Origin of the sequence: Seohaeicola saemankumensis (assembly GCF_021021435.1) — a bacterium.
Classification (GTDB): Bacteria; Pseudomonadota; Alphaproteobacteria; order Rhodobacterales; family Rhodobacteraceae; genus Seohaeicola.
In genome coordinates this window covers 275,030-294,136 of sequence record NZ_JAINWI010000011.1, presented here as the reverse complement: position 1 = coordinate 294,136, position 19,107 = coordinate 275,030, and the positions used below count along the sequence as shown (strand labels likewise).

The following is a 19,107-nucleotide window of genomic DNA, read 5'->3' as shown; positions in this document are numbered from 1 at the left end:
CCCGCAGTGGCGGGGACGACATGGGCACAATGCCCCAAGGAGAGTGGCTGACCCGCATCGGCCACCGGACAAAGCAAACAAGCTTCGTAAAGCTTAAAGGAGAACGACAATGCGTCACGCAAGAGGCTACCGCCGCCTGAACCGTACCCATGAGCACCGCAAGGCGTTGTGGGCGAACATGGCCGGCTCGCTCATCGAACATGAGCAGATCAAGACCACATTGCCAAAGGCAAAAGAACTGCGCCCGATCGTTGAAAAACTGATCACGCTGGGCAAGCGCGGTGACCTGCATGCCCGCCGTCAGGCCGGTGCACAGTTGAAGCAGGATGCCTATGTTGCGAAACTGTTCGAAATACTGGGACCGCGCTACAAAGACCGTCAGGGCGGTTACGTGCGTATCATGAAGGCCGGTTTCCGGTATGGCGACATGGCACCGATGGCGATCATCGAACTCGTGGACCGCGACCCGAACGCCAAGGGCGCAGGCGACAAAGCCCGCGTAGCAGCCGAAGAAGCCGCCGAGGATTGATCCCGCGGCCTCAGGCCAAAGTTCGGAAACCCCCGCCCCGCAAAGGGCGGGGGTTTTGCATTCCGGCACCGCAACTTGCATTACAGCACGGCGGTGATCATATCTGGACCACCGGAACAAGGAGAAACCGATGCTCCGCCCCTGTCTTGTCATTCTCTCGCTTGTGATGGCACCGCTTGGTGCCACATCGCTTTGGGCCGACACGCGTGTGCCGACCTCTCAGGCCGAGATCCAGATAGGTTTTGCGCCTCTGGTCAAGAAAGCCACACCTGCCGTGGTGAATATCTATGCCAAGCGTGTTGTGGCTGTACGGTCCAGCCCCTTTGCTGGCGATCCGTTCTTTCAAGAGATGTTCCGCGACTTCGGCACCGTACGCCCGCAAGTCCAGAATAGCCTTGGCTCTGGTGTGATCCTGTCACCGGACGGGATTATCGTCTCCAATTATCATGTTGTGGGTGAAGCCACAGATATTCGCGTCGTGCTATCGGACCGGCGCGAATACTCTGCCACGGTAATTTTGGGGGACGAGGAAAGCGATCTGGCCCTACTCCAACTGGAGGGCGTTTCGGATTTACCGGCGCTGCCTCTGCGCGACAGCGACAGTGTCGAGGTCGGAGAGCTTGTGCTGGCCATCGGCAATCCTTTCGGCGTGGGCCAGACCGTCAGCAGCGGGATTGTGTCGGGACTGGCGCGATCCGGCACGGCCACGGGCACGGGGCGTGGTTATTTCATCCAGACGGATGCCGCTATCAATCCCGGCAATTCGGGTGGCGCGCTGATTGATGTGAATGGCGATCTGATCGGGGTAAATACCTCGATCCTGAGCCGCTCTGGTGGATCGAACGGGATCGGTTTTGCCATTCCTGCGAATCTGGTCGCCCGCTTCGTCGATCAGGCGCGCGAAGGCCGAACGCAGTTCGAACGTCCGTGGGCGGGCATGGCGGGCCAGCCGGTTGATGCGGATATTGCGGCCTCGCTTGGTCTGCCCTTGCCGGGCGGCATCCTGATCTCGGGGCTTCATCCCGCTAGTGTCTTTGCAATGGCGGGTTTTCAGCAGGGCGATGTTATCCTTGCTGTTGATGGACAAGCGGTGAACACCCCCGCCGAGATGGTGTTTCGCATGACTGTGGCGGGGCTTGGCGCCGAGGCGAAGGTGACGCGGGTGCGTGATGGCAAGCAAGAGGTCCTTCCGGTGGCCTTGGAAGCCGCGCCCGACTGGCCTGATCGGGACCGCCGCGAGATGGACGAACAGACCCCGTTGCCCGGTCTGGCCGTGATCAATGTGAACCCTGCCGTGCTGGTAGCCTTCAACCTGCCCCTGTCCACAACCGGTGTTGTGGTCGAAAACACAGGCCCCTATGGGGCGCGTTTCGGCATGCAGGCTGGTGATGTGATCCTAGATATCAACGGTGTCGAGATCACGGAAACAACCCAAGTGGCGCAAGCGTTTGCGCTTGGGACGCGGTCCCTGACAGTGACATTGCAACGCGGGCTGCAGCGCCTGTCGTTGCGTAGCAGGCTCTAATCCAGATGGCCGATCTGTTCGATACCACTGCGACAGAGCCCGCGCAGGGCGGATCCACGCCGCGTCCGCTGGCTGACAGGCTGCGACCGCAGCGGCTGGATGAGGTGATCGGCCAAGAGCAGGTCTTGGGCCCTGACGCGCCTTTGGGGGTGATGCTGGCCTCTGGTTCGCTGTCGTCATTGATCCTTTGGGGGCCGCCGGGTGTCGGCAAGACCACGATCGCGCGCTTGCTGGCGACCGAGACCGATCTGCATTTCATCCAGATCAGCGCGATCTTCACGGGCGTTCCCGAACTTCGCAAAGTGTTCGAAGCGGCGCGGATGCGGCGCGGTAACGGGCAGGGGACGTTGTTGTTCGTTGACGAAATCCACCGTTTCAACAAGGCACAGCAAGACGGATTCCTGCCGCATATGGAAGACGGGACAATCCTTCTGGTTGGTGCGACGACCGAGAATCCGAGTTTCGAGTTGAACGCGGCGTTGCTTAGTCGCGCGCAGGTTCTTGTGCTCAAGCGGCTTGATCTGGCCGATCTCGAACGTCTGGCGCAGCGGGCTGAACAGGAACTGGCCCGCGCCCTGCCGCTGACCGGTCCGGCGCGCGAGGCGCTGTTGGAGATGGCTGATGGTGACGGGCGGGCGCTGCTGAACCTGATCGAACAGGTGGCTGCGTGGAAGGTTGATGGCAAGCTGGACACGGATGCCCTTGCAACCCGCCTGATGAAACGGGCGGCCAAATACGACAAATCGGGGGATGAGCATTACAACCTGATATCGGCCCTGCACAAATCGGTGCGCGGGTCTGATCCGGATGCAGCGCTTTACTGGTTCGCGCGGATGCTGACCGGCGGCGAGGATCCGCGCTATCTGGCGCGGCGTCTGACCCGTATGGCGGTCGAGGATATCGGGCTGGCCGATCCGCAGGCGCAGGCTGTTTGTCTGCAGGCTTGGGATGCCTATGAACGACTGGGCAGCCCCGAAGGTGAGTTGGCCTTGGGGCAGGCGGTGGCCTATCTGGCCTTGGCCCCGAAATCGAATGCGGGCTATGTCGCCTTTAAGGGGGCGATGGCGCTTGCCCGCCAGACCGGATCGGAACCGCCACCCAAACATATCCTGAACGCACCAACGGGGCTGATGAAGGATCAGGGCTATGGTGCGGGCTATGCCTATGATCACGATGCCGAAGACGGGTTTTCGGGGCAGAACTACTTTCCCGAAGGCGTGAAACGGCCTGTTCTTTACCAACCGGTCGAGCGCGGCTTCGAGCGGGAGTTGAAACGCAGGCTGGATTATTTCGTCAAGTTGCGCGCGCGGCGTGGTCCTGACGTGTAACGACCTCGCGACATGCTGATGTCAGAGGAAAACTTGACATTCTCCCCCCCTCTCGCCACAGGTGCAGGCATGTTGACTACCCTTCTTCAGGTCGCTCTGGGCGGCGCTATCGGGGCTGTGGCCCGTTATCTGACCTCCGTCGGCGCTGTCAGGCTGATGGGGGCCGGTTTCCCTTGGGGCACCCTTGCTGTGAACGTGGTCGGATCGTTCCTGATGGGGTTGTTGGTGGTGCTTCTGGCGCAGAAAGATGCCACAAGACTGGCACCGCTGCTGTTGACCGGTATTCTGGGCGGGTTCACGACCTTCTCGGCTTTTTCGCTGGATGCGCTGGCGATGTACGAGCGGGGCGAGACTATGCTGGCCGGCTTCTATGTCGGCGCGTCCGTTATACTGTCGCTAAGTGCTCTGGCTGTTGCCATGGTGCTGGCAAGAGAGGTTTTTCAATGAGCCGCGTTCAGACCATTCCGGTATCCGAGGCCGATAGTGATCAGCGGCTTGATCGCTGGTTGCGCCGGATTTTTCCGCATCTGACGCAAGGGATGGTCGAAAAGATGTGCCGCAAGGGCGAGTTGCGCGTAGACGGGGGCCGCGTGAAGGCGGCGACGCGGCTTGCAGCGGGGCAGGAGGTGCGGATTCCCCCTTTGCCCGATCCCGAACAGATGACAGTTGTCGCGCAGACGCGGCTGAATCCGGCCGATATCAAGATGATGCAGGACGCGGTCATCTACAAAGACGATTACATCATCGCCATCAACAAGCCTGCGGGTCTGCCAACACAGGGCGGCAGCAAAACGGTCAAGCATGTCGACGGTCTGGCCGAGGCATTGCGCTTCGGCTACGAGGAGAAACCGCGTCTGGTGCATCGTCTGGACAAGGACACGACAGGCGTTCTCGTGCTGGCCCGCGACCGCAAGACCGCCGCCGCGCTGACCGAAGCTTTCCGCCACCGCGAGACCCGCAAGATCTATTGGGCCATCGTCGCCGGTGTGCCGACGCCCTATCTGGGTGAGGTCAAGTTCGGTCTGGTCAAGGCTCCCGGCCACGGCGCGAAAGGCGAGGGCGAGAAGATGCATGCCGTGCATCCCCGCGACATCGACAAGACACCCGGCGCCAAGCGTGCCCATACGCTTTATGCCACGCTTTACCGCGTGGGTGGTCGTGCCTCATGGGTTGCGATGGAGCCACTAACAGGGCGCACGCACCAGTTGCGCGCCCATATGGCCGAGATTGGTCATCCCATTGTGGGTGATGGGAAATACGGTGGTTCGGGTCAGGAAAACATGGGCGATGGCTGGGGCGCGCAATTGGGCGGGATCATCTCGAAAAAGCTGCATCTGCACGCCCGTATGCTGCGCTTCGAACATCCGCAAACCCGCAAGGTAATCACAATCACGGCGCCTTTGCCGGATCATATGGCCCATAGCTGGGAGACATTCGGCTGGACCGAGGATCTGGCGGCAGAAGACCCGTTCGAGGCGCTCCGGTGACAGGACGTTTGCGGCTGGTAATTTTCGACGTTGACGGCACACTCGTGGACAGTCAGGCGGATATTCTGGGCGCAATGGCCGTCAGTTTCGCAGGGCAGGGCTTGCCCATGCCACCGCGCGCCGCTGTGCTGTCCATCGTGGGTCTGTCGCTGGACGAGGCGATGGCCCGTCTTGTGCCCGACCTGCCGGATGGGATGCGCGCCGGACTCGTGACAGGCTATAAACAGGCCTATATGGGCAAGCGCCTGACAAGCGACACACAACAATCCTCGCCGCTTTTCCCCGGCGCGCGCGAGGTATTGGACGTTTTGTCGCGCCAGCCCGAGACACTTCTGGGGGTTGCCACCGGAAAATCGCAGCGCGGGTTGGATGCGCTGATTGCGAGCCACGGTCTGGACGGGCTTTTCCTGACGCGGCAAGTGGCGGATCACCATCCGTCCAAGCCGCATCCCTCGATGATACTGGCAGCTTTGCGGGAAACCGGCGTTGATCCGGCGGAGGCTGTGATGGTGGGCGATACCACCTATGATATGGATATGGCCCGTGCGGCGGGTATCCGGTCAATCGGTGTAAGCTGGGGCTATCACGGACCTGCGGCCCTAACAGCGGCGACCTGCGTGATTGACCGTTTTTCCGACCTGCCGGATCGGCTTGCAGATCTCTGGAGGGTGGCAGCATGAGCGAATGGAAAGCCAAGCGTTTCTGGAAAGACGCCACGGTTTCCCTGGAGAGGGACGGTTATGGCGTTCTTCTGGATGGACGCCCTGTCAGGACACCCGCTAAAGCGCTGCTTGTTTTGCCGACACGTGCCTTGGCAGACGCGATTGCCGCCGAATGGGACGCGCAGCAGGGTTCTATCGACCCGCGCAGCATGCCGCTGACCCGATCGGCCAATGCAGCCATCGACAAGGTTGCCGTGCAGCATGGCGAAGTGGCGCAAATGATCGCGGATTATGGTGATAGCGATCTGCTTTGCTACCGCGCCCCTGCGCCCGCGGAACTGGTGGCGCGCCAGCACGAAATATGGGACCCGCTGCTTGATTGGGCGGCGAATGTCTTGGGCGCGCGCCTGGGCATAGCCAGCGGCGTTGTGCACGTGCCGCAAGAGCCGGTCGCTCTGGACCGGTTGTCACAGCGGGTCCATGCGATGGATAGTTTTGCACTTGCAGCTTTTCACGATCTTGTCAGCCTTTCCGGTTCACTGATCATTGGCTTCGCGGCCACGCTCGATCACCTTGAAATAGAACGCTTGTGGCAGGTTTCGCGTCTGGATGAGGATTGGCAGATCGAACAATGGGGCGCTGACGAGGATGCTGCTGCGCTGGCCGAGACGAAACGATTGGCCTTTCTGCATGCCAAACGCTTTCATGATCTTTCGCGGCCTTCCCGCTAGCTGCAAATTCGGGCAGCTTCCGCAAGGGAAACTGGTGCTGAGCCTTTCCATTCGGTGATGATGGACTTGACGGATTACGATGAATCCGACCAAACTCCCAGTACATTGAGGGGTCACTCTCCTCGACAATTGCGAACCGTCGCTATGGGCGGGATACACGCTCTGCTCAAAAGGGCGGTTAATCAGGAAGAGGTAAAAATGAACAAAAAAGTTTTCTTGGGTGCGCTGACAGTGGCTGGTCTGGCCGCCGGTGCTTCGGCTGCGGCCACGCTTGACGATGTCAAAGCGCGCGGCTCCCTGAAGTGTGGCTCCAACGAAGGCCTCGCAGGTTTCGCAGCACCGGATGCAAACGGTGTGTGGCAGGGGTTTGACGTATCTCTGTGCCGTGCGATCGCTGCAGCGGTTCTGGGGGATGCGCAGGCTGTGGAATTCGTGCCTCTGACCAGCCAGACCCGCTTTACCGCGCTTGCGGCAGGCGAAGTGGATGTTCTGATCCGCAATTCGACCTGGACCTTTTCGCGCGATACCGACCTGAAACTGGATTTCAAGGGCGTGAACTACTATGACGGTCAGGGCTTCATGGTCCGTAGCGATATCGGCGTGTCGTCGGCCAAGGAACTGGATGGTACCACCGTTTGCATCCAGACCGGCACCACGACCGAGTTGAACCTTGCCGACTACTTCCGCGTGAACAACATCAGCTATGAGCCCGTTCCCGTGGCAACCAACGCCGAAGGTCAGCAGCAGTATCTGGCAGGTGCCTGCGACGTCTACACCACTGACATCTCCGGTCTGGCTGCAACCCGCGCTACCTTCGAGAACGCAAGTGAGCATGTGATCCTGCCCGAAGTCGTTTCGAAAGAGCCGCTGGGCCCCGCAGTGCGCCACGGCGACAGCGAATGGGGTGATATTGTCGGCTGGACATTGAGCGCACTGATCGCGGCTGAAGAATACGGCGTCACATCGGCCAACGTGTCTGAACTGAGCGCAAACCCGACAGCCAACCCCGAGATCAATCGTCTTCTGGGCACCGAAGGTGAACTGGGCGCGATGATCGGTCTGGACAAGGATTGGGCTGCACGGGCGATTGCGGCTGTAGGTAACTATGGCGAAGTGTTCGAGCGTAACATCGGCGAAGCCACTCCGATCGGTCTGGCGCGTGGTCTGAACGCACAGTGGACCGATGGCGGCTTGCTCTACGCGGCTCCGTTCCGCTGATCGCATGACGTAAGGGGTCCGGCATAACGCCGGGCCCTTTCCCGTTATCTATCTGATCGTATGAAGCACCCTTGCGGGTCAGGCTGTTGTCTGGCCTCAGTCCTTGCATTTTGATTTCAGGAGTGTGCATGGCCGAAGCGACCGACCCACCGCGCGAATCTTTTCGACTGAGCCAGCTTCTCTATGATGCGCGCTACCGTTCGATGACAATTCAGGTCGTCGCCGCCATCCTGATCATGTTGCTTCTGGTCGAACTGGTTGACAACACCGTCACCAATCTGGCCGCTCTTGGCAAAGATATCCGCTTCGGCTTTCTTTGGAGCACGGCCGGTTACGACATCAACCAGCAACTGATCCCCTTTACATCGCAGGACACTCATGCACGGGCGGCAGTCGTCGGGATTCTGAATACCCTTGTCGTGGCTGTTCTGGGCTGCATCCTTGCAACCATTATCGGGGTTCTGGCAGGTGTGCTGCGCCTGTCGAGCAACTGGCTCGTGGCCCGCATTATGACATTCTATGTCGAGGCGATGCGAAATACCCCGCTGCTGATCTGGATCCTGATCGTTTTTGCCGTAATGACCGAGGCAACCCCGCAACCTCGTGATTTCCGCGAGGGTGGAAGCGCTTCACTGATCTTGTGGGACAGTGTGGCGATTTCCAACCGTGGTGTTTACATTCCGCGCCCCATCTGGGCCGAGGGGTCGATGTTAGTGGTTGCGGTCTTTATCCTGTCGGTGATCGGTATTTTCATCCTGCGCAACGTCGCCCGCAAAAGGCAGCAAGACACGGGGCAGATCCTTCCGGTCTTCCGGCTTTCGCTAGCGCTGTTTTTTCTGCCGACGCTACTGGCGTATTTCGTCATGGGGCGTCCGGTCACGCTGGAAATGCCGGAACTCGGTGGCTTCAACTTCGCGGGTGGCATCCAGATACGGAACTCTTTCATCGCACTCTGGCTGGCGCTGTCGCTTTATACATCGGCCTTCATTGCCGAGATTGTGCGCTCGGGTATTCTTGCCGTTTCCAAGGGCCAGACAGAGGCGGCCTTTGCCTTGGGCATCCAACCCAACCGCACGATGCAACTGATCATTCTGCCACAGGCGCTGCGGGTGATCATTCCGCCGCTGATTTCGCAATACCTGAACCTGACCAAGAACTCATCGCTGGCGATTGCGGTCGGATATATGGATGTGCGTTCTACCCTCGGCGGGATCACCATCAACCAGACCGGGCGAGAGCTGGAGGGCATGCTGCTGCTGGGCATCTTCTACCTGATCACGAGTCTGATCATTTCCTCCGCGATGAACTTCTACAACTCCAGCGTCAAACTGAAGGAGCGGTGACATGAGTACGCAGAATACGCATCCTGTCGCCTATGTCCGCCGCGAGATGCTGGACCCTGCGGCACCCCCTCCGGGTCAAACCGGCGTAATCCGCTGGATGCGTGAAAACCTTGTCTCGTCGTGGTTCAATGCGATCCTGACTTTTGTTGCGCTTTACGTCATCTGGTATGTGTTGTCGGGAATCCTTCCCTGGACCTTGAACGGGATATGGAACGCGACCTCGTTGAATGACTGTCGTGCGATCCGTGACGCGCGCGGGCTGGAAAGCGCCGCCTGTTGGGCGGTGATCAATGAGCGTTGGCTGCAAATCCTTTTCGGCTTCTACCCGACCGACGATCCGCTTCTGGCAAGGCTTTTCCATGGTGAAGCCTTGGCGGCAGCGGGCGGCGTGGACACTGTGTTCAACGGCGGTCTGAACGCGACGCAGCGGATCGAATTTGTCTCGGCCATGAAGAACCAGACCAGCAACGGGCTGATCCTGTTCTTCGGATACTGGCGTCCGATGCTGGCATTGCTGTTGCTGGTCGTCGCTGTGGCACCCGTTCTCTACTCCAGCCTTCCGCGGTCTATGCTGCTCTTCTCGCTGGCCTATCCTTTTGTCGCGTTTTTTCTGCTCTGGGGCGGCTCCGTCTGGCTGCCGGTTCTGGTCGCACTTGGGCTGGTGGCGTGCATCCTGATCGGGCGTACCCTCGCATCACGCTTCGGGATGCTGGGGGGCACTTTGGGCGGACTACTGGCTTTCCTGCTGATCTTCATGAACCCTCTGTCCTTTCTGGGGATCACTGGCGTCTTCCCGCTGCTGCCAACGGTGCAAGGCGTGTTCGACAGTATCCTGCCTTGGGGGTTGGCGGCGGTGTCTTCCGACCAGTTCGGGGGCTTCATGCTGGCCATCATCATCGGCACCTCGGGCATTGTGCTGTCGCTGCCCTTGGGGATTGCGCTGGCTTTGGGACGGCAATCTTCGATGCCCCTGATCCAGTGGGTTTGCGTGGCGTTTATCGAGGTAATCCGCGGCGTGCCGCTGATTGTCTGGCTCTTTACGGCCTCCTTGCTGCTGAACTATTTCCTGCCACCAGGCACAAGCTTTGACCTGCTGCTACGTGTGATCATCATGGTCACATTGTTCGCCTCGGCCTATCTGGCCGAAGTCGTGCGCGGCGGTCTGGCCGCCTTGCCGAACGGACAATACGAGGCGGCGAATTCGCTGGGGCTGGATTACTGGAAGTCGATGCGCCTGATCATTCTGCCGCAGGCGCTGAAAATCTCGATCCCCGGTATCGTGAATACCTTTATCGGCCTGTTCAAGGACACAACGCTTGTTGTTTTCATCGGTCTGCGCGATCCGCTGGGTCTGACAAATGCCATTCGGGCCACAAGCGAATGGAACGGTATCTACTGGGAACTCTACATCTTCGTGGGGCTGCTGTTCTTTACCTTCTGCTTCTTCATGTCCCGCTATTCAATGTATCTGGAGCAGCGCCTCCGGACCGATCACCGCTGAGGAGAGTATGATGGTTGAGCAAGCACAAGGCACTGCCCCGATTTCGCGGTTGGAAGCCACCGTATCGGACGAGGTGGCGATCTCCATCGAGAAGATGAACAAGTGGTTCGGCAGCTTCCACGTGCTGCGCGACATTGATCTGACGGTTTATCGCGGAGAACGGATCGTGATTGCAGGCCCTTCAGGGTCGGGTAAATCGACGTTGATCCGTTGCATCAATGCGCTGGAAGAACACCAGAAGGGCAAGATCACCGTGGATGGCACAGTGCTGTCTTCTGATCTCAAGAATATCGACCGTATTCGGTCGGAGGTCGGGATGGTTTTCCAGCATTTCAACCTTTTCCCGCATCTGACGATCCTCGAAAACTGCACCCTTGCGCCGATCTGGGTTCGCAAGATCCCCAAACGCGAGGCCGAGGAAATCGCGATGCATTTCCTGACCAAGGTCAAAATCCCCGAACAGGCCGACAAATACCCAGGCCAACTATCGGGCGGCCAGCAGCAGCGCGTGGCGATTGCCCGCTCGCTGTGCATGCGTCCTCGGATCATGCTGTTTGACGAGCCGACATCGGCCCTTGATCCAGAAATGATCAAGGAAGTGCTGGACACGATGGTCAGCCTTGCCGAAGACGGTATGACCATGATCTGCGTCACCCATGAAATGGGATTTGCACGGCAAGTGGCCAACCGCGTGATCTTTATGGATCAGGGCCAGATCGTCGAGCAGAACGAGCCCGAGGAATTCTTCAACAACCCCCAGTCAGAGCGGACCAAACTGTTCCTAAGCCAGATTCTGGGACACTGAAAACCGATCATTCCGATGCTAAACACTGCCTTTGGGCGGTGTTTTCATGCCAGATCGGCGGGGATCGCAAAATCTTTGGCATGGCCGGTGCCCAACACCAGCTTACTCCAGTCGTTGATCTCGAACTCTGCGACCAGCGTGGCGCTTGTCGGATAGTCGTCAAAGCGCGGATGCGTTGGCGCCTGGCGCAAAAGGTTAGTGGCAAAATAGGCGATTCCGGGATTATGGCCCAGCATCAGGACCGTCCTGCCGGTCGCTTTGTGCAACAGGTCCAGCATCGTTTCGGGATTGGCGTGATAGAGTGCGGGCACAAACTGTGCGGGCACGTCTATCCCAAGCCCCGCCAGCGTTTCCCTTGTGCGGACAGCCGTAGAGCACAGAACCTCGTCAGGCAGATAGCCGCGTGCACGCAGCCATGCGCCGATGGCAGGCGCATCCGTCGCCCCGCGTCTGTTCAGCGGACGCTCGTGATCCGGCAGGCCCGGACTGCCCCAGTCGGATTTGGCGTGGCGCATCAGGATCAAACGACAGGTCATCGGAAAGCTCTCATGTGAAATGCGGATTGCTCTGGCAACCTGCCATAGCTCTGGCTGACTGGACAGGCCCGCCGCACGGCGCAGCCATTATCCACGCAATCCGCCCCAGACTTGCCTGAGATATAGGCACGACAGGCGGGCACGTCATATCCTTGCTGGCCCAAAGCGCCGACCGGACAAGCCGCGATACAGGGCCTTGTGGCGCAGGTGCGGCATGGGCTGCTTTCAGGTGCTGCCGGAATGTCCAGCCGAGTCCGCAAGGCGAGTGCGTCACGAAAGGAGATGAACAGGCCTGCGGTATCATGAACCAGCAGCCCCACAGGCGAACCCCAAGCCCGCCCCGATAATGACGCCCATCGCAGAAATGGTTGGTAAGGCGGCCCACCAAAGGGAAACAGCGCCTCGCCTGCGTGATCCTTCGCCAGTTGGCCGATCACCCGCTTTGACCAGCGGTCTAACGGTTCAGCCACCCCGTCACTTCTTTCAGGGGACGTGCTGAAGGTTGCCCAGAAGCCCGGCTCGAGCGGTGACAACAGAACCAGCGTTTGCGTGTCGTCAGGGCAGCCGTCATCTGCTGTCGGGAAAAAGGCCCCTGCGATATCCAGATGTACCGCGCGCGCGGCGTCTGACAGCTCGGCATAGCTTGTCTGCGCCGCCATTGGCGGTTTCAATCAAAACGCGCTCGTATCAACGAGCCAGCGCCGTGTTCAGTAAACAACTCCAACAGTGTCGCATTAGGTGCACGTCCGTCAAGGATGACCACGGCCCGCACGCCGCCCTCGATCGCGGCCAGTGCCGTTTCGGTCTTCGGAATCATACCGCCCGCGATGGTGCCATCGGCGGTCATCTCGCGGATCTGTTCGGCCGTGATCGCGGTCAGAACCTCGCCATCCTTGTTTTTCACGCCGGCCACATCGGTCAGAAGCAGCAGACGGTCGGCCTTGAGCGCCGCGGCAATCGCCCCTGCTGCGGTATCACCATTGATATTGAAAGTCTCGCCGTTGCGACCAGCGCCCAGCGGCGCGATGACAGGGATTACTCCCGCATCGAAAAGCGTGCGAAGGATCGACGGGTCGATCTCGGACGGGGTGCCGACCAGACCAAGATCAGGGTCGGTCTGTTCGCAGAAAATCAGGTTGGCATCCTTGCCCGACAGGCCGACTGCGCGGCCACCTTGCGCGTTGATGGCCTGCACAATCCGCTTGTTGACCTGACCGGACAGAACCATCTCTACCACGTCCATCGTGGCGGCATCGGTGACGCGCTTGCCGCGCACGAAGTCCGACTTGATCTGCAGCTTGTCCAGCATGTCATTAATCATCGGACCGCCGCCATGGACGATCACAGGGTTCACGCCGACTTGTCGCATCAGAACGATGTCACGGGCGAAAGTGTCCATGGCCTCGTCATCGCCCATGGCGTGACCGCCGAACTTGATGACGACGATGGCACCTGCATAGCGCTGCAGATAGGGAAGTGCCTCGGACAGTGTCCGTGCGGTGGCGATCCAGTCGCGGTTCATGTCTCTTTTTTTCATCCCGTGTTCCTCTGGCCCTGTCCTATCGGTTGGAGTCCGCCCTGCCAAGTGTCGCGTTGTATCCCGCCGGCGTAGTGATAGGGTCGGCGCAAGAGAGCAGCAAGAGGCGTCACGCATGGCCGAAAGACAGAAAACACTTCTTCTGACAGGGGCTAGCCGCGGTATCGGCCACGCAACGGTACGCCGCTTCAATGCCGAAGGCTGGCGGGTCATCACTTGCTCGCGCCACGCTTTCCCCGCTGAATGTCCTTGGGGCGGCGGCGCCGAGAATCACGTGCAGATTGATCTGGCCGACCCGAATGACACGATTGCCAAACTGGCCGATATCCGCGAACGCCTTGACGGACGACTGGATGCGCTGGTGAACAATGCGGGCATCTCGCCCAAGGGCACCACCGGTGAACGGCTGAACACGATCAGCACCGACCTACGGACATGGGGGCATGTGTTCCATGTCAACTTCTTCGCCTCGGTCGTGTTGGCGCGCGGGTTGAAAGAGGAACTGGCAGCCGCGCGCGGATCGGTTGTCAATATCACCTCGATTGCAGGCGCGCGGGTGCATCCCTTTGCGGGCGCTGCCTATTCCACGTCAAAGGCGGCCCTTGCCGCGCTGACCCGCGAGATGGCCCATGATTTCGGCCCCTTCGGTGTGCGCGTCAATGCCGTGGCTCCGGGCGAGGTGGAAACCTCGATCCTGTCTCCGGGCACAGACAAGATCGTAGAAACACTACCGCTGCGGCGGCTGGGCCAGCCCGAAGAGGTCGCAGCCACCATCTTCTTCCTGTGTTCGGATCAGTCATCCTATATCACTGGCACCGAGATCGAAGTGAATGGCGGCCAGCACGTCTGAAAGGCCAATAAAGGGGGGCGCTGCCCCCCGGCCTGCGGCCTCCCCCCGAGATATTTCTAGCAAGAAGAAACCGAGAGGATTAGGTCAGGTTGGCAATAATAGACCGCAAGGTTGCGACCCCCTCGCCTTTTTCCGAGGAGGTCAGGATGATCTCGGGAAAAGCGGCGGGGTGTTTGACAAGCGCCGCGCGGACCTGATCCAGCACGGCGTCACGTTCAGACACCTTGATCTTGTCGGCCTTGGTCATCACCACCTGAAAGGTCAGGGCAGAACTGTCCATCAGCGACATGATTTCCTCGTCGACGGGTTTGACGCCGTGACGCGAGTCAATCAGCACGAAGGCGCGGCGCAGGGTTTGCCGGCCTGACAAATATTGCTTGAGCAGTTTCTGCCACTTGGCAACCACGGCCACAGGCGCGTTGGCATAGCCATAGCCTGGCAAGTCGACCAGATAGTGGCTTGGACCCACGTTGAAAAAGTTGATTTCCTGTGTCCGGCCCGGTGTGTTCGAGGCACGCGCCAACCCCTTGCGCCCCGTCAGGGCGTTGATCAGGCTTGATTTGCCGACATTCGATCGGCCAGCAAAGCAGACTTCGATCCGGTCCGCCGGAGGCAGGCCGGACATCGCGACGACACCTTTGAGAAAGACCGTCTCGCCTGCGAAAAGCAAACGTCCGGTTTCGGCTGTCTGTGCGTCAGGCTCTTGGGCCAGAGGAAAGGGAAGCTGCTGCATCAGATGACCTTTGCTGTGTCGCCGATGGCGATGGAACCCGAACCTGTTACCTCGGCATGCACACAGAAATCCTGGTGGTTCCACTGCTCTTCCAGGAAGTGCAGAAGATCGGCATCGCGTTGTCCGGTGTCTGGGTTCGCCGAAGGGGCCGCGCAACGACCCGTCCGCTCGACGATCTTGAGTGTCGCTGTGCCGATCCTTACCGTCTTGCCGATCCAGTCAAACTCCTCCCAAGGGGGAAGATCGTCAAGCCAGAGGTTGGCGCGCCAACGCTCGACTTGAAGTGTACGGCCCAGCCGCCCTTCGACAGCGCGGTGCGAGGCAAGATTGCCGATTGTCAGGGAAGGGTAGTCGCTGTCTGTCATGCCGCGACCGGGTACGCGGACCACCCGCGCAGGCATAGCGCGACCTGCGGCCGTCAGCGGGCGCACCCAGTCCAGCAAGAGACCGGGCGCCAGATCAGGCGCAACGGTCAGATCCTCTTGCGCCGGATGCGTGAGCGTCACTGTCTCCATGTCGTCCGCGAGGCTAGCTTGGATTGCAGCCAGCGCCGGCGATGAGGCGACACGGGTAAATCCTGTGCAGGGCGACCAAGCGGCATTATCGGCGCGTGATGCTTCATGCGCGATGGCCCAAACCCTGTCGCCCGGCAAGCATTCGCTGACGTTAAGTTGCGCCTGCCCGATCGCTTCGCGCCCGTGGGATTTCACCGGATAGCGCCATATTTGCGCCAGCCGCCCCATTACTTCTCGCCGGTTTTGGGTTTGCGCTGGAAGCTACCCTTGATGTTGCCAAACACATCCGGTTTGAAGCCCTGGCTCCGCATGATCAGGTATTGCTGCGTGAAAGTGATCGTGTTGTTCGCGATCCAGTAGACCACCAGACCGCTGGCAAAACCGCCGAGCATGAACATGAAGACCCAAGGCATCCAAGCGAAAATCATGGCCTGCGTCGCATCGGTTGGTGCCGGATTGAGCTTTTGCTGAAGCCACATCGAAACGCCCAGCAGGATCGGCAGGATACCGATGAACACCAGCGCAAGGATCGAGTTCGGGTCCGGGGCGTCCCACGGGAAAAGTCCGAAAAGGTTGAACAGAGAGCTTGGATCCGGCGCGCTGAGGTCGCGAATCCAGCCGATCCACGGCGCATGACGCAGTTCGAGTGTGACGAAAATCACCTTGTAGAGCGAGAAAAAGATCGGGATCTGCAGCAGGATCGGCAAACAACCCGAGGCGGGGTTAACCTTTTCCTTCTTGTACAGTTCCATCATGTCTTTCTGCAACTTCTGGCGATCATCACCCGCGGCTTTCTTCAGCTCTTCCATCTTGGGCTGAAGCTCTTTCATCTTGGCCATCGACACATAGGATTTATAGGCCAGCGGGAACAAAGCTGCCTTGATCAGCAGCGTCAGGCCGATAATCGCCCAGCCCATCGAGCCTGTTACACCCATGCCGGCAAGCCAGAAATTGATATAATGCAGCACTGCGAAGATCGGTTTTGTCAGGAAGAAGAACCAGCCCCAGTCGATGGAATCAAGGAAACGGTCAACGCCACCTTCGCGCTCATAGGCGCGGATCGTGGCCCATTCCTTGGGGCCTGCAAAAAGCCGCGTTTCGGCGGTGATTGTCTGGCCCGGGGCCACGGTTTGCGTCGGTAATACCGCCTCGGTCTGGTAGATGTCGCGCTGCTGGTCATATTTGGCGACGGCCTTGAAGGGGCTTCCATTGGCGGGAATCAGGGTCGACATCCAGTAATGGTCGGTGAACCCGATCCAGCCATTCTGGGTCACTTGCGTGACTTCGGCCCTTGCGCCTTCGCGGTCATTGAACGCGAAATCGGGCATGTCGTCATATCCGGTTTCGGTCAGTGTCCCATCGGCCATGGCCACGAGACCTTCGTGCAGGATGAAGAAGTTCTTGAGATCCTGCGGTTCGCCGTGGCGTGCCAGAATGCCATAGGGCGCCATGGTTGCCGCTTCGTTGCCCGTGTTTTCAACGCTTTGCGTCACGGTGAACATGAAATTGTCGTCTATGGCGATCTGGCGCCGGAAGGTTAGCCCGTTGCCATTGTCCCAGATCAGCGACACCGGCGCGCCAGGGCTGAGTGTCTCGCCGTTTTCCTGTTCCCAAAGCGTGTTCGCGCCGGGCACATCCTCAAGCGCCAGTCCGGTGCCGGGGGCCCAGCCATAGAGCGCGTAATAGGCGTTGGCCTGACCGATCGGGGAGAGGACCGTCACGATATCGGCACCGGGGGCGAGGCTTTCACGGTAATCTTTGAGCGACAACTGGTCGATACGACCGCCCAGAAGAGAGACTGAACCTGTGACGCGCTGTGTTTCGATGGCAATGCGCGGTGCATCTTCGGCGGGTTCGGCGGCCGCTGTGGCCTCGGTTACGCCATCACCCGTTGTCGACGGGGTGGACGCGACGGGGGCTGTGGCCACAGCCGGGTCATTCGGGTCTTGCGTCGGGGGAGGGGGCGGCGGGAAGAGCACGAACCATATCAGAATGACAGCAAAGCTGAGCGCTGTTGCCAGAAGAAGGTTTTTGTTCTGATTGTCCATTCGGGGGCTCCCGCCAGTCCTGTCTGAGTGAGGCTGGTTCAACAGAGTGCAGGCCGAAAGGTCAAGCGGATTATGGGCTTTTTGGGTATATCTGCGGCCATTCGCCTTGTCGTGATCAGGGTTGGGCTGTGGATGTATCGCTGCAGCACTTGCCGGATTGCCGGTCAGTCGGCATTCTTGCGGATCAGTGGCGCGCTTTGCAATTTGGCGTTATGGTTGTGGACCCAGTCGATGGTCTGCGCGAAAGGCATCGGGCGCGCGATACCGAAGCCTTGCACATGGCGGCAACCCAGTTGTGCCAGCATGGCGTGTTCGTCCGGTGTTTCGACACCTTCAGCCAGGGTATCGAGGTCCAGCTTTTCCGCCATGCTCAGGATGGCGTTGACCATGCGCTGCTGCGCGGGATCGTGGTCAACCTTAATGATGAAGGAACGGTCGATCTTGATGCGGCTGACGGCAAAACGCTGCATCGAGGCCAGCGAAGCGTGGCCTGTTCCGAAATCATCAAGGTCGATAAAGCATCCCAGCTTCGCCAAGCCGTTGATATTGCGCGAGATGATGTCATCCGGCGCAGCAGCCACAACGGTTTCCAGTATCTCGACCGCAAGCCTTGACGGAAGCAGGCCGAAGCGGTCCAGTTCCCAGCGGAGCTTGTCGACCAGTTTGGGGTTATGCAGTTCCTGCGTCGCAAAATTGACGCTGACGCGGGGAATATCCAGCCCCGCCATGTCCCAGGCGCGCAAAGCTGTCAGGGCCTGATAGAGCATGACCTCGCCCAGACGCTCCAACTGATCGGACTGTTCCAGAACAGGCAGAAATTCGGACGGCGGCAGAAGTCCGCGGTCTGGATGTTGCCACCTTGCCAGTGCCTCGAATCCTGTGATCTGTCCTGTATCTGTCGAGATTTGCGGCTGGAACCAGGGGACAATCTGCCCTGATTCAAGCGCCGCCGCGGCTTCGTCCGCTTGCATGTTCCGGTGATCGCGGTACCGACGCATCCTGTCGGAATAGGCACGTATCGCCGAGGGACCATTCTGGCGGGCGTCCTGAAAAGCGGCCTGTGTCGCGTCAAGCAGGTCTGCGCCACCTGCGCCGGGATTGCGCGCACCCAGACAAAACCCGATAGAGCATGACAGGAAAACCGTTGCTGCATCCAGTGAAAGCGGATCTTCGACAACGACTTGTAGCCGCGCCGCGATCTGGAGCGCGGTTTCGAGATCCAGATGGCGCATCGGGGCAAGAACAACCACAAAACTGCCGTCCTGTTGACGGAAAATGCGATCCTCCTCGCGCAGGGCTCCAGGGATGCGGGATACGATGGTCTGCAGCATTGCTTCGGTCGCAGCGGCGCCATAGCGATCCTTGATATCCGCCAGATTATCCACCGCAAGCATGAAGCAGGCCGTGTTGCGCCCAGAATGCACCGCTTGCCACAGGGTGTTCTGCAAAGCCTGTTCCAGCATGGCGGATATGCCCTTTGCGGCGGGACCGGAGGTTCCTGACAGGGAAAACGGGCGCGCGAACCCGCCGGCAAGGGCAAACAGCACCGGAAGGCCGATCGCGCAGGCCAACAGCCAGGTTTCACCGCCCAGCCAGAAGGCTGCCAAGGCCAAAGCGGGCAGGAAGGCAAGCGCTTGCGGGCCTGTCACGACAGTGCGCAGCGCGCGTTGCAGCCTGGCCAGATCATGTTTCAGTGAAGACAACACACCAGATGTTCCTGTCCTGTTCTTCGGGCAGGTTAGGCATGCTTTCTCAAGAC

At 59.7% G+C, this 19,107-nt stretch carries 19 protein-coding genes; 12 read left to right on the top strand and 7 right to left on the bottom strand.

The features are described 5' to 3' along the window. Positions 1-109: 109 nt before the first annotated feature. From rplQ to K7H22_RS09705, 11 genes are all read left to right on the top strand, one after another. Positions 110-529, top strand: coding sequence for a 50S ribosomal protein L17 (gene rplQ / locus K7H22_RS09755; RefSeq protein WP_230800553.1), 420 nt, complete (start codon positions 110-112; stop codon positions 527-529). 130 nt (positions 530-659) lie between these two features. Beyond that, positions 660-2,054 (top strand): trypsin-like peptidase domain-containing protein, encoded by a 1,395-nt coding sequence (locus K7H22_RS09750; RefSeq protein ID WP_230800552.1) that lies wholly within the window; start codon positions 660-662, stop codon positions 2,052-2,054. 5 nt (positions 2,055-2,059) lie between these two features. Then, positions 2,060-3,382, top strand: coding sequence for a replication-associated recombination protein A (locus K7H22_RS09745; RefSeq protein WP_230800551.1), 1,323 nt, complete (start codon positions 2,060-2,062; stop codon positions 3,380-3,382). Positions 3,383-3,451: 69 nt separating this feature from the next. Next, positions 3,452-3,829 (top strand): fluoride efflux transporter CrcB, encoded by a 378-nt coding sequence (crcB, locus tag K7H22_RS09740; protein WP_230800550.1) that lies wholly within the window; start codon positions 3,452-3,454, stop codon positions 3,827-3,829. After that, positions 3,826-4,869 (top strand): RluA family pseudouridine synthase, encoded by a 1,044-nt coding sequence (locus K7H22_RS09735; protein WP_230800549.1) that lies wholly within the window; start codon positions 3,826-3,828, stop codon positions 4,867-4,869. The genes crcB and K7H22_RS09735 overlap by 4 nt, the downstream gene beginning before the upstream one ends. Beyond that, complete coding sequence (locus tag K7H22_RS09730; protein WP_230800548.1) at positions 4,866-5,549, top strand: HAD-IA family hydrolase; 684 nt, start codon at positions 4,866-4,868, stop codon at positions 5,547-5,549. Before K7H22_RS09735 ends, K7H22_RS09730 begins: the two co-directional genes overlap by 4 nt. Next, positions 5,546-6,262: an ATP12 family chaperone protein gene (locus K7H22_RS09725; RefSeq protein ID WP_230800547.1), complete on the top strand. Its 717-nt coding sequence runs from the start codon at positions 5,546-5,548 to the stop codon at positions 6,260-6,262. Before K7H22_RS09730 ends, K7H22_RS09725 begins: the two co-directional genes overlap by 4 nt. A 198-nt stretch (positions 6,263-6,460) precedes the next feature. Next, on the top strand, positions 6,461-7,480 hold the full coding sequence (locus K7H22_RS09720; RefSeq protein ID WP_230800546.1) for an amino acid ABC transporter substrate-binding protein: 1,020 nt from the start codon (positions 6,461-6,463) through the stop codon (positions 7,478-7,480). 128 nt (positions 7,481-7,608) lie between these two features. After that, positions 7,609-8,823, top strand: a complete 1,215-nt coding sequence (locus K7H22_RS09715; RefSeq protein WP_230800545.1) for an amino acid ABC transporter permease — start codon at positions 7,609-7,611, stop codon at positions 8,821-8,823. A gap of 1 nt (position 8,824) precedes the next feature. Then, positions 8,825-10,324, top strand: a complete 1,500-nt coding sequence (locus K7H22_RS09710) for an amino acid ABC transporter permease (RefSeq protein WP_230800544.1) — start codon at positions 8,825-8,827, stop codon at positions 10,322-10,324. A gap of 10 nt (positions 10,325-10,334) precedes the next feature. After that, positions 10,335-11,129: an amino acid ABC transporter ATP-binding protein gene (locus K7H22_RS09705; RefSeq protein ID WP_330165849.1), complete on the top strand. Its 795-nt coding sequence runs from the start codon at positions 10,335-10,337 to the stop codon at positions 11,127-11,129. 44 nt (positions 11,130-11,173) lie between these two features. On the opposite strand, the gene K7H22_RS09700 is transcribed toward K7H22_RS09705, so the two are convergent. From K7H22_RS09700 to argB, 3 genes are read right to left on the bottom strand one after another with little or no spacing between them, the layout of a single operon-like run. Next, entirely contained in the window at positions 11,174-11,665 is a 492-nt protein-coding gene (locus tag K7H22_RS09700; RefSeq protein WP_230800543.1) for a SixA phosphatase family protein, read from the bottom strand. Next, a complete protein-coding gene (locus K7H22_RS09695) occupies positions 11,662-12,324 on the bottom strand; it encodes a ferredoxin (RefSeq protein ID WP_230800542.1) in 663 nt (220 codons plus the stop codon). Before K7H22_RS09695 ends, K7H22_RS09700 begins: the two co-directional genes overlap by 4 nt. Positions 12,325-12,332: 8 nt before the next feature. Beyond that, positions 12,333-13,202: an acetylglutamate kinase gene (argB, locus tag K7H22_RS09690; protein ID WP_230800541.1), complete on the bottom strand. Its 870-nt coding sequence runs from the start codon at positions 13,200-13,202 to the stop codon at positions 12,333-12,335. 115 nt (positions 13,203-13,317) lie between these two features. On the opposite strand from argB, the gene K7H22_RS09685 reads away from it, so the two are divergent. Then, on the top strand, positions 13,318-14,052 hold the full coding sequence (locus tag K7H22_RS09685) for an SDR family NAD(P)-dependent oxidoreductase (protein ID WP_230800540.1): 735 nt from the start codon (positions 13,318-13,320) through the stop codon (positions 14,050-14,052). 79 nt (positions 14,053-14,131) lie between these two features. On the opposite strand, the gene yihA is transcribed toward K7H22_RS09685, so the two are convergent. The 4 genes from yihA to K7H22_RS09665 all read right to left on the bottom strand — a co-directional run bounded on the left by yihA (position 14,132) and on the right by K7H22_RS09665 (position 19,054). Continuing rightward, entirely contained in the window at positions 14,132-14,785 is a 654-nt protein-coding gene (gene yihA, locus K7H22_RS09680; protein ID WP_230800539.1) for a ribosome biogenesis GTP-binding protein YihA/YsxC, read from the bottom strand. Then, positions 14,785-15,528, bottom strand: coding sequence for an MOSC domain-containing protein (locus K7H22_RS09675; RefSeq protein ID WP_230800538.1), 744 nt, complete (start codon positions 15,526-15,528; stop codon positions 14,785-14,787). Before K7H22_RS09675 ends, yihA begins: the two co-directional genes overlap by 1 nt. Further along, on the bottom strand, positions 15,528-17,348 hold the full coding sequence (yidC, locus tag K7H22_RS09670; RefSeq protein WP_230800537.1) for a membrane protein insertase YidC: 1,821 nt from the start codon (positions 17,346-17,348) through the stop codon (positions 15,528-15,530). The genes K7H22_RS09675 and yidC overlap by 1 nt, the downstream gene beginning before the upstream one ends. A 164-nt stretch (positions 17,349-17,512) precedes the next feature. After that, the gene (locus K7H22_RS09665) at positions 17,513-19,054 is read right to left on the bottom strand and encodes a putative bifunctional diguanylate cyclase/phosphodiesterase (protein WP_419248167.1); all 1,542 of its coding nucleotides are present in this window, start codon (positions 19,052-19,054) and stop codon (positions 17,513-17,515) included. Between the last annotated feature and the right edge of the window lie 53 nt (positions 19,055-19,107).